Here is a 10,902-nt window from a genome sequence, read left to right on the forward strand (position 1 = left end):
TGTCGACGGCTTCCGGCATGAATAAACTGCAAGTCGCCCATGAGCGCGCTTCATCGCCTCATCGCGCTGCCGATGCGCTACTTTCCCTTTTTCGTTCGCGCCTGAATCGCCTTTCCCGCCTTCGCGCGCTGGGCGTCGACCAGCTTCACGAAGGCGTCTGCGACCGCATTGCCGGTCGCGTTCCACGACAGCCGCACGGAACGGTGCAGCCCGGGCGACAACGCCAGCACCCGGCCGCCGAACCGGGTGTAGGTGAGCGTGATGCGCGGGACGATCGACACGCCCATTCCCGCCTCCGCCATCGACAGGATGGTCCGCATCTCGACCACGTTGAACGCGGCGCGAAGCGACGCACCGTTACGCGCGAAGTAGTCCGCGATGACGGGCCCGCATCCCGCCTGCGAGAAAATGAACGGCATCGCGGACAACAGTTTCGCGGACACGCTCTTGCGGCCGTCGAACATGCCGTCCGCCGCCACCGCGACGAAATCCTCGTCGAGCAGCGGCAGATTGTTCGCGAAGGTCTTCGTGCCGGCGACCACGCCGACGTCGGCAGTGCCGTCGTCGAGCCATCCTTCGACCTCCGCGTCGGTGCCTTCGAGCAGTACCGCCGTCACGCCCTCATGCGCCGCCTTCAACGCCTCGAGCGCGGGCACGACGAATGCGAGCGAAACGCTCGGCAGCGACGCGACCACCAGCCGCCCTTCGAGCTTGCCGCGCGACAGGCCGAACTGCTGGCGCAGCGTCCGTGCCTCGCGAACCACGTTCTGCACGTACGGCCACAGGCGTTCGCCGGCGGCGGTCAGGACGACCGGCTGGCGATCGCGCAACAGCAGCTTGACCTCGGTGATGTCTTCCAGTTCGGTCAACGCATGACTGATCGCGGATTGACTGCGACTGAGCCGCTCGGCCGCGGCCGTCAGCGAGCCGAGTTCGACCACGGCCGCCAGGGCCTGCAACTGCGCAAGCGTCATCTCGCCTCCTTGTTTCGGTCCATGTATTTTTCGCATGATAGGGCCGCGCATCATGAATGGTATCGAATCGCCTCAACGACATTCGACGAACGCGCGCCCCCAACCACGCCCGATGCCCCGCGCCGCGCTCGGGTAAGATTCAGCCTCGAACCGTGTCGAATGCCGACGGCGGACGATGCAACGGGGCGACCGGTTCGACCCAAACCATACAACGGCGTGCGCAATCGCACGCACCGGCAACGGGTGCCGTCGGCCACCCCGCCGCCGCTCATGTCCCAATCTGCTCCCGATGACTCATCTCGATCTCACTGAAGGTGTATTGGTGTCCAGTCTGCACGGGCTCGCGCTGCTCGACCTGATCGGCATCGCCGTCGCACTGCTGCTCGGCGGGATGGTCAAGGGAATCACGGGCATCGGCGTTCCGCTGGTGGCGATGCCGATCCTGAGCCAGTTCCTGCCGATCCGGCACGCGGTGTTGCTGCTGTCGATGCCGATCATCCTCGGCAACATCCCGCAGGCGCTGGAAGGCGGCGAGGTACTGGCGACCGCGCGCAAGATCGCCGCACCGATCGCGGGCACCGTGCTCGGCAACGTCGTCGGCGTCGCGATTCTCCTGTCGCTGAACGCGGGCCACGCACAGGCCGCGTCGGGCGCGCTGCTGATCGTCGCCGCGGCACTGATGCTGAGTGCGCCGAAGCTGAACCTGCCGGAAGCATGGCAAAAGCCGGTCGGGTTCGCGCTCGGGTTCGGCGCGGCGCTGATGGAGAGCATCGCGTCGGTGCCGGGGCCGCTGCTCGCCACCTACCTGATCTCATCCGGCGCGACCGGTCGCGCGTTCACGAAGCAGATCGCGATCATCCTCGTGGTGTCGATCGTCACGCTGATCACGACGTTCAGCGGCGCTGCGCACGCGAGCGCCGCCGACCTCGCGATTTCCGCCGCGGCGAGCCTGCCCGCCATCGCCGGCATGTGGCTCGTGCGCCCGCTGCGGGACAAGATGTCGCCGCGCGTGTTCCGAATGGTCGTCCTGCTGTTCGTGCTCGTGGCCGCGTCCCAGATGATCTGGAAGTCGGGCGTCTTACGGCATGCGGCCTCGCCCGTCGCGCAGGTCGCCAGCCCGCACGCGAACGCGAAATGACGTCGGCAGCCCGCCGGCCCGGTCACGGTCTGTTCCCCCTTCGGCCCCGATCCCCAAGACGCGTTAGACTGTCCCGATGGAACAATGCCGTTATTGCCAGAGAATCCGCGATGAATGGGATTGCCACGGGGACGAATGCCGCCGGGCAATCGCGAAGGCCCTGCGCCGGCAGCGCGCGGGTCTGCCGATGGTGCCCGATCGCATCCGCAACGAGCTGCCGTCCGGCGCGCCGACCCAGCAGGTGATCGCCGTCCTGTCGCGCCAGCGCCTGCGGGCCCGCCGCGGCAACGAGGAACGCCGCGAGCGCAAGGAAATCGACGACGCCGACGGCGTCTGATCGCGCAAGCCCCCCGATCCCGCCCCGCCGGCCGTGCGCCGCGCATCGTGTCATCCGCCCGCCGTCGGTTTGCCATTCCCGCAATGCCGGGCGGGGACGGATCGAACTTCCGCGGCGATTATTACCTCGGTCGCAATGATCTTTCGTCGGAATCCACGTTTACCCTGAACCGGCTGACGCCTACGATGTAATCAATCGCTTACGACATGGTGTCGCGGGCGAACTCAATAAAACATCGGAGGTCATCATGAAATCGCTCGTTTCCGCAGTCGTCGCCGCTGTTGCCCTGTCCGCTTCGTTCGGCGCATTCGCCCAAAGCACCGTGACCCGCGCACAAGTGCGCAACGAACTCGTCCAGCTCGAAAGCGCCGGCTACAAGCCGAGCCAGTCGAGCCCGTACTACCCCGCCGACATCCAGGCCGCGCAAGCCCGCGTGCACGCCGCCGACGCCAGCGGCTACGGCGCCCAACCGGCCCCGGTCGTCCAGGGCGGCGCACCGGCGGTCAAGGTGCGCAACGCGCGCGACTCGGTCTACTTCGGCCACTAAGCCCGCCGCTGCGCGCATCGCGCGCGGTCGGCCCGGATCCGGCGAGCCCGTCCCGTGACGGGCTCGCCGCGTTTGCGCGGCACGCAGCGGGCCGGCCGCCCGTCAGCGGCCGCCGCCCGCCGCCACGCGGGCGCCCGCATCCGCGCCGATGCCGCCGCCCAGCAATTCCTGATAACGCACACACGCGCATTGCGCGGACGCCTTCGCCGCATACATCGCCGCGTCGGCCTTGACCAGCAGCTCCTCGGCCGACGCACCATCGGCCGGATATTCGCTGACGCCGATGCTCGCGCCCACGGCCAGGTGACGTTCGCCGAACTCCATTTCCTCCGCCATCACGATCTGGATACGCGACGCGATATCGCCGATCACCTCGGGCGACCGCACGTCCGAAATCAGCACGATGAATTCGTCGCCGCCGAGCCGCGCGGCCATGTCGCCGCTGCGCAGCACGAGGCTCAGCCGTTTCGCGACCGCGACGAGCGTGCGATCGCCGGCCGCATGTCCGTGCTGGTCGTTGATCTGCTTGAAGCGGTCGAGATCGACGAACATCAGCGCCAGCCCCTCGCGCACCGCGGCCGCATGCCGGATCGCGGCCTCGAGATGCTCCATGAACAACAGGCGGTTCGGCAGCCCGGTCAACGGATCGTGACCGGCGAGGTGCGTGAGCTCCAGTTGCTTCGCGCGCAGCATCGCGACCTGCGTGCGGATCTCGACGCGCATGCTGTCGAAACAGCGTGCCAGCACGCCAATCTCGTCGGCCCGAGCAACGGGCAACCGTTCGGATGCCGGATCGTCGAACACGTGGGTCGCCGCGCGCGCGAGCATCTGCAACGGACGCGTGATCGCACGCGCGAACAGGATCGCGAGAATCACCGCCGCCAGGCTCATCAAGAACACCATGCGGATGATCCGCTCACCGAGCATCCCGGCCGGCGCCAGCACGTCCGTGAGCGGACGCGCCATGCCGAGCACGACGAAGCGGTTGCCCTCGTTGTTGCCGAACGGCGTGCGCACGAACGCGAGCATCTCGCCCGGTACGTCGTCGGGCTGCGCGAGACCGTTGAGCGTCACGTTCGTGCGTGCCCCGACGAAGAGCAGCCGCGTGTCGGGAAAGCGGTCCTGCATCAGCACACGCCGGCCGCGATCGAAGCCGAAGGTCTGCGAAGGATCGGGATGCACGAGGAAGTCGCCCCACTCGTTCGCGAGGAACACCGCGTAGTCCTGCGGCAGGTCGCGCTCGAGCCGATCGAACATGCGTGACAGCTCGATGTCGACGACCATCGCGCCGACGACCACGCCGGCCTGATCGACGACCGGCGTGCCCACGCGCAAGATCGGCAGCCCCTCGGCCGCATGCGCGCCGGTTTCGTGATTGATCACGATCGGCGACAGGTAGATGTGGCCGGGTGCCGTCGCAAGCGTATCGAATACATAGGAAAACTGTCCTTTCTCCTGGAATGCACTCTCCGGCAGCACGACGATGCCCCGCGCGTCGCGATCGACGCGAATCCGCTCGAGGCCGAAATCGCCGCGCGCGATCAGCCGGATCTGCAGGTACTCGGGGTGGTTTTTCATGAAGCTGAAATACACCTGCTCGAGCCGGGAGCGCGGCTCGCGATCGGTACCGTCACCGCTCGCGACGAGCGCCGACGACGGCAATTGCGCGAGCACGAGCGCGTCGTCGGCCACGTCGGACAGCGCGGTCGTGAAGCGCTGCCCGAGCAATTGCGTCGACATCAGCAGGCTGTGCTGTGCTTCCTGCACGAGCATCGTCCGGTTCGCGCGGTAGGTGGAGTAGCCGGTCGTGCCGGACGCGATCACGCCGATGCACGCGAACAGCACCGACAGCTTCGACGTGAGCCCGAGCTTGATCATTTGTCGAACCGCTCCGGCCGGTCGCCCGATACGATGCGGCTCCACAGCGACTCGCGCCGCGCGATGTCCTCGACCGGCCGGAGCCAAACGAGGTGCTGGTTGCCGGACTCGAGACCGGGTGGCGGCTCGAGTGTATTCGCGAGCCCCTGGCGTTCGGTCAGCAGCGCGCCGATGGCCGGTTCGAGCATGTAATTGATCCACGCGAACGCGACCTCGCGATGCTCCGCGCCGCGCGTGACGCCCCAGCAGTCGAGCCACGCAAGTGCGCCTTCGTCCGGAATCACATAGCCGACATCCGCACCGGCGCGACGCAGTTGTTCGACCTGCTGCGTGCCGTAGTTGCCGAACATCAGCGCCGCATGATGCTGGACGAACAGCGCGGTCGCCTCTTCAGGAAGCGTGTAATACGTCAGCAGGTTGCGTCGCAGGTCGACCAGCTTGTGCGCGACGGCAAGCGTTTGCGCGGGCGACAGGTGAAACGGGTCGGGATAGCGGAGCGCCAGTGCGGTGAATGAGAAATTATGCTGCGCGCTGTTGAAGTCGAGCACCTTGCCGCGGTAGCGCGGATTCCACAGTTCCAGCATCGAGCGCGGCGCGGCCGGCACCTGCTTGCGATCGTAGATCAGTCCCATCGACGAATACGTGAACGGAATCGCGTAGGCCGAGCCGTTGTGCACGAGTCCGCCGATCGCAGCGAGCTGCTGGAAATTCGGTCGTTGCCGCCGGCGGTTGGGGACCTGTGACAGGTCGATCGGCGTGAGCAGCCCGTCGCGCGCATAGCGCTGGATCTCCGCCGTGTTGGCCGCGAGCACGTCGAACGGCGGCGGCGACGCGCTGTGCATTCGCGTCCACAACGCTTCGTCGGAATCGACGAACGTCACTTCGACGCGTACGTGGAATTGCGTCTCAAATGCATTGACGACATCGTTGTCCGCGTAGCCGGGCCATGCAAGGACGCGCAGTACGTTGTCGCTGACGGTCTCGGGAGAAGCCGCACACGCAGGCAGCCCCTGCATGCCCAGCGTCAGGATGACAAGCCACCGGCATACGGCCCGGCGCGCACGCCGGCGCGCGCCGATTCCCCTGATCAATCGGTCCTCGCCCGAATTCCCCGTATGCATTCGACTATCCTTTTTCGAGTCGATGCTTGAGCTTGCAACAAGACCATAAAAAATATCGCCGCGCAATTGGAACAAGCCGTACGCACGCCGAGTCCGCTCCATCCGGAGCGCGTCATGCGTGTTCGCGTTCGATCGCATGTCTTCGCACGCGTGCGAACCCGCCCCCGCGAGCGAAGAATCATCAGGTGAAAGGCATGACTCGATGCATGCCGGTTCCGGTTGCAACCGCACGGCATGTTGCACGCACCGCGCATGCATTCGGTGCGCTCGGCGCGATCGCGCGACGCTGCGCAGTCGTTGCGCGGTGTCGCCATCATCCGCATACGTCACGCACGACTGAACGACGCGCTCACGTGTGACGGATGCGCTCGCATCCGCATCGCCACGAAGGCGCAACCGGCCCCGCCCGTCGCACTTTTCTTTTCGGTCCGCTCGTCGGACAATGACGCGCCCCCGCCGGCGCGGCGCCGCACCGGCCCGCGCGCGGCGCAAGCATGCTCCATCCGTGCCGATGAAACGCTACGAAACCCTCGCCCATACGATCGCCGACGAAATCCGCAACGGCAACCTCGCGGTCGGCACGCGCCTGCCGTCGCTGCGCCAGATCATCGCGCAGCATGGCGTGAGCCAGTCGACGGTGTTTCGCGCGTACTACCTGCTCGAACAGTGGGGGCTGATCCGCGCACGCGAACGCTCCGGCTATTACGTCGCGCCGGGCGCGGGCCCGGCGGCGCACCCGCCCGCGAAACGCCGCGCGAGCCGCACCGGCGCCACGCGCAAGGTCGACATCAGCGATCTCGTGTTCTCCGTGCTCGACGCCGCGACGCAACCCGGCATCGTGCCGCTCGGTTCCGCGTTCCCCTCGCCGCAGCTGTTTCCGCTGCCGCGCCTCGCGAAATCGCTCGCGCAGGCGACGCGGCTCGTCAGCCCGTGGAGCACGGTCGTCGACCTGCCGCCGGGCAACGAGGCGCTGCGCCAGCAGATCGCGCGGCGCTATCTGGCAACCGGCGTCGCGCAACCCGTCGACGAGATCGTCGTCACGAACGGCGCACTGGAAGCGCTGAACCTGTGCCTGATGGCCGTCACGCGGCCCGGCGACGTCGTCGCGGTCGAATCGCCCGGCTTCTACGCGGCGCTGCAGGCGATCGAGCGGCTCGACCTGCGTGCGGTCGAGATTCCCGTCGATCCGCGCACGGGCCTCGATCTCGATGCGCTCGCGAACGCGCTCGACCGGCACGACATCCGTGCGTGCTGGTTCATGACCAATTTTCAGAATCCGACCGGTGTCACGCTGTCGCTCGACAAGAAGCGCGCGCTCGTGGCGATGCTTGCCGCGCGCGAGGTGCCACTGATCGAGGACGACGTGTACGGCGAGCTGCATTTCGGCCCCGACTACCCGCTGCCCGCGCGCGCCTTCGACCGGCACGGTCTCGTGATGCACTGCAGTTCGTTCTCGAAGACGCTCGCGCCGGGCTACCGGATCGGCTGGGCCGCCGCCGGCCGGTTCGCGGAAAAAGTGCAGCGGCTCAAGCTGATGACCACGCTGTCGGCGAGCATCCCCGCGCAAGCCGGCATCGCGAACTATCTGGAGCACGGCGGCTACGATCGTCATCTGCGCAAGCTTCGCGGCGCACTGCAGACGCAGCTCGCGCGCATGGACGACGCGCTGCGGCGCTGGCTGCCGGACGGCGTCGAATGGGTGCGGCCGGACGGCGGATATTTCCTGTGGCTGTCGTTTCCCGATGCGATCGACGCGATGGAACTGCATCGCCAGGCGATCGCGCGCGGCATCAGCTTCGCGCCGGGGCCGCTGTTCTCGGCCGCGCACGGCTTCGAGCGCTGCGTGCGCGTGAACTTCGGCCATCCGTGGAGCCGCGACATCGAACGCGCGATCCGCGTGCTTGGCGAACTGGTCGCCGAGCCGGCGGTACGCAAGGCCGGTTGAGCCCGCACGCGGGCGGCCGCCGCCGTGCAGCCGACGCACGCACGGGTTACAGTGCACCTCTCTTCGCTCCCTCGACCCATCTCATGCGCGCATTGCCGTACCTCGATCACGCCGCGCTGCTGACGCTCGCCGCCGAAGCCGCCGGCGTCACGCAGCCGTGCACCTGCACGAAGACCCCGCTTGCCGGCTGGACGAGCCTGCCGCTGTCGCTGCGGGACACGCAGCTCGTCGAAGTGGCGACGCTCGCGCCGCCCGACGACCCCGATCCCACCTACGACGAATTCCATCCGGGCGGCACGCGCTACTGGTCCGACCACGCGCCGATCGCGCCGCGCCACTTTCCGTACAACCGCTGCAACGTCAGCCGCTGCGTATCGTGCGGCCGGCTGTTCCTGCGCTACCAGGAAGGCGGCGGCTACTTCATCGACCAGCGCATCCGCGCGCTCGATCCGGCCTTGATCGTCGACGCGCAAGCGCAAGCCTGAACCCGACGCGGGCATGCGCAACGCAAGCCCGACCGCCGCCGGCGCTTTGCTGATCTGCTGCGCCCTTTTCGTCCCGATCTGCTGCTTGTCCCGCCGCCCCGCGTTCCCTACGCTGTCTCCGGTTGCCCGACACCCGTCGCAACGTCCCCTTCCGAGCGGCGCGCGCCCTGCACCGTCGCTCCTCTCGCGTATCACGTCATGTACCGATATACCGATTTCGACCGGGCGCTCGTGCACAGCCGCGCCGCCCAGTTCCGCGACCAGCTCGAACGCTGGCAGCACGGCACGCTGAGCGAGGACGCGTTCCGGCCGTTGCGCCTGCAGAACGGCTGGTACGTGCAGCGCCACGCGCCGATGCTGCGCGTGGCCGTGCCGTACGGCGAACTGTCGAGCGCGCAGCTTCGCGTGCTCGCCCGGATCGCACGCGACTATGACGTGCCCGACGACGCCACCTATCGCGCCGCCCGCGACGCGCAGTCGCTGCTCGGCACGCTGCGACTGCCGACCCGCAACGCGCACTTCACGACCCGCACCAACGTGCAGTTCAACTGGATTCCGCTCGCGAAGGCGGCCGACGTGATGGACCTGCTGGCGACCGTCGACATGCACGGGATCCAGACGAGCGGTAATTGCATCCGCAACATTTCGTGCGACGAGCGCGCGGGCGTCGCGCCGGACGAGATCGCCGATCCGCGTCCGTTCGCCGAAGTGATGCGCCAGTGGACGACGCTGCATCCGGAATTCGCGTTCCTGCCGCGCAAGTTCAAAATCGCGATCATGGGTGCGGCCGAGGACCGTGCGGCAACCGACTGGCACGACGTCGGGCTGAAGCTCGTGCGCAACGACGCGGGCGAACTCGGCTTTCGCGTGAGCGCCGGCGGCGGCATGGGCCGCACGCCGCTGATCGCGACGCTGCTGCGCGCGTTCCTGCCGTGGCGGCACGTGATGAACTACATCGAGGCGATCGTCCGCGTGTACAACCGCTACGGACGGCGCGACAACAAGTACAAGGCACGCATCAAGATCCTCGTGAAGAGCGAGGGCCAGCGCTACATCGACGACGTCGAGGAAGAGTTTCGCCAGATCGTCGAGCATGACGGCGGCCCGCACACGATCCCGCAGGCCGAATTCGACCGCATCGCGGCATCGTTCGTGCGGCCGCGCATCGCGCCGCGTACGCTCGACGTGCAGGATGCCGAAGCACGCATGGCCGCGCACGCCAGTCGCCATCCGGCCTTCGCGCGGTGGCTCGCGCGCAACGTCGCCTCGCACCGCGACCCGGCGCTGAGGATCGTCACGCTGTCGTTCAAGCGCCGCCTGCAGGCGCCTGGCGACGCGTCGCCCGAGCAGCTCGACGCGCTCGCCGAACTCGCCGACCGCTTCTCGGCCGGCGAGGCGCGTGTCACGCATGCGCAGAACGTGGTACTGCCGTGGGTGCACGTCGACGACCTGTTCCTGCTGTGGGAGCACGCGCGCGCGATCGGTCTCGCCAGCGCGAACGTCGGACTCCTGACCGACATGATCGCGTGCCCGGGCGGCGATTTCTGCGCGCTCGCGAATGCGCGCTCGATTCCGATTGCCGACGCGATCGCCGAACGGTTCCAGGATCTCGACATGCTGCACGACGTCGGCGACATCGACCTGCACATCAGCGGCTGCATCAACTCGTGCGGCCACCATCACAGCGGGCACATCGGCATCCTCGGCGTCGACAAGGACGGCGCCGAGTGGTACCAGGTGACGCTCGGCGGCTCGGACGGTTCGAGCGCGAGCGGCCCCGCGCGGCCGGGCAAGGCGATCGGCCCGTCGTTCTCGGCGGACGAGATCGTCGATGTCGTGGACGCGCTCGTCAACGTCTATCTCGACGCGCGGCTCGACGCCGACGGCCGCGGCGAACGATTCATCGACACGGTGCGCCGCATCGGCGTCGAGCCCTTCAAGACCGCGGCGAACGACGCACGTCACCACGCGGAGCACGCATGAACCCGACCCACGAAAATACGAACGCACGCATCCGGCTGCTGACACCGGCCGAACACGCCAACGACACGCACTCGCCCGACTCGGCGACGCGCACGACCCTGACGATCGGCAACGACGAGGAACTGGCGCCGCTCGCGGAGCGGATCGCGCAGGCCGCGCGCATCGACCTGCACTTCCCGTCCTTCACCGACGGCCGCGCGTACAGCCAGGCGTATCTGTTGCGCAAGCGCTTAGGCTTCGCCGGCGACCTGCGCGCGACGGGCGACGTACTGATCGACCAGTTGCTGCTGATGGAACGCACCGGGTTTTCGAGCGCGGTGCTCGGCGCCGATGCCGATCTCGCGGCCGCGCGCCGGCAGCTCGACCGGTTTCCCGGCTTCTATCAGCGCGACGCGAGAACGGTAGCGCCGCGGCAGGATGCGGCGACGCAGACGGCGCAATGAAAACGGGCGGCCCGCAGGCCGCCCGTCCGATGAACGACAACCGCGCCCGCC

At 67.8% G+C, this 10,902-nt stretch carries 10 protein-coding genes; 7 read left to right on the forward strand and 3 right to left on the reverse strand.

Annotated features, from left to right (window positions below):
* Window positions 1-77: 77 nt before the first annotated feature.
* Window positions 78-974, reverse strand: coding sequence for a LysR family transcriptional regulator (locus tag ACV22W_RS12060; RefSeq protein ID WP_448019397.1), 897 nt, complete (start codon window positions 972-974; stop codon window positions 78-80).
* A gap of 289 nt (window positions 975-1,263) precedes the next feature.
* Here ACV22W_RS12060 and ACV22W_RS12065 point away from each other — a divergent pair, with 289 nt between their 5' ends.
* From ACV22W_RS12065 to ACV22W_RS12075, 3 genes are all read left to right on the forward strand, one after another.
* Window positions 1,264-2,112, forward strand: a complete 849-nt coding sequence (locus ACV22W_RS12065; RefSeq protein WP_448019399.1) for a sulfite exporter TauE/SafE family protein — start codon at window positions 1,264-1,266, stop codon at window positions 2,110-2,112.
* A gap of 76 nt (window positions 2,113-2,188) precedes the next feature.
* Complete coding sequence (locus tag ACV22W_RS12070) at window positions 2,189-2,449, forward strand: hypothetical protein (protein WP_006760082.1); 261 nt, start codon at window positions 2,189-2,191, stop codon at window positions 2,447-2,449.
* A 247-nt stretch (window positions 2,450-2,696) separates the two neighbouring features.
* Window positions 2,697-2,996: a DUF4148 domain-containing protein gene (locus ACV22W_RS12075; protein ID WP_448019400.1), complete on the forward strand. Its 300-nt coding sequence runs from the start codon at window positions 2,697-2,699 to the stop codon at window positions 2,994-2,996.
* Between the two features lie 102 nt (window positions 2,997-3,098).
* On the opposite strand, the gene ACV22W_RS12080 is transcribed toward ACV22W_RS12075, so the two are convergent.
* Window positions 3,099-4,874, reverse strand: coding sequence for a diguanylate cyclase domain-containing protein (locus ACV22W_RS12080; RefSeq protein WP_448019402.1), 1,776 nt, complete (start codon window positions 4,872-4,874; stop codon window positions 3,099-3,101).
* Complete coding sequence (locus tag ACV22W_RS12085) at window positions 4,871-5,995, reverse strand: extracellular solute-binding protein (protein WP_448019403.1); 1,125 nt, start codon at window positions 5,993-5,995, stop codon at window positions 4,871-4,873. Before ACV22W_RS12085 ends, ACV22W_RS12080 begins: the two co-directional genes overlap by 4 nt.
* Window positions 5,996-6,506: 511 nt before the next feature.
* On the opposite strand from ACV22W_RS12085, the gene ACV22W_RS12090 reads away from it, so the two are divergent.
* From ACV22W_RS12090 to ACV22W_RS12105, 4 genes are all read left to right on the forward strand, one after another.
* Window positions 6,507-7,940 (forward strand): aminotransferase-like domain-containing protein, encoded by a 1,434-nt coding sequence (locus ACV22W_RS12090; protein WP_448019404.1) that lies wholly within the window; start codon window positions 6,507-6,509, stop codon window positions 7,938-7,940.
* A gap of 83 nt (window positions 7,941-8,023) precedes the next feature.
* Window positions 8,024-8,425, forward strand: a complete 402-nt coding sequence (locus tag ACV22W_RS12095; RefSeq protein ID WP_448019406.1) for a hypothetical protein — start codon at window positions 8,024-8,026, stop codon at window positions 8,423-8,425.
* Between the two features lie 198 nt (window positions 8,426-8,623).
* Window positions 8,624-10,408: a nitrite/sulfite reductase gene (locus ACV22W_RS12100; RefSeq protein ID WP_448019408.1), complete on the forward strand. Its 1,785-nt coding sequence runs from the start codon at window positions 8,624-8,626 to the stop codon at window positions 10,406-10,408.
* Complete coding sequence (locus tag ACV22W_RS12105; protein WP_448019410.1) at window positions 10,405-10,851, forward strand: DUF934 domain-containing protein; 447 nt, start codon at window positions 10,405-10,407, stop codon at window positions 10,849-10,851. The genes ACV22W_RS12100 and ACV22W_RS12105 overlap by 4 nt, the downstream gene beginning before the upstream one ends.
* Window positions 10,852-10,902: the final 51 nt, after the last annotated feature.

This window comes from Burkholderia sp. AW49-1, from assembly GCF_053427845.1.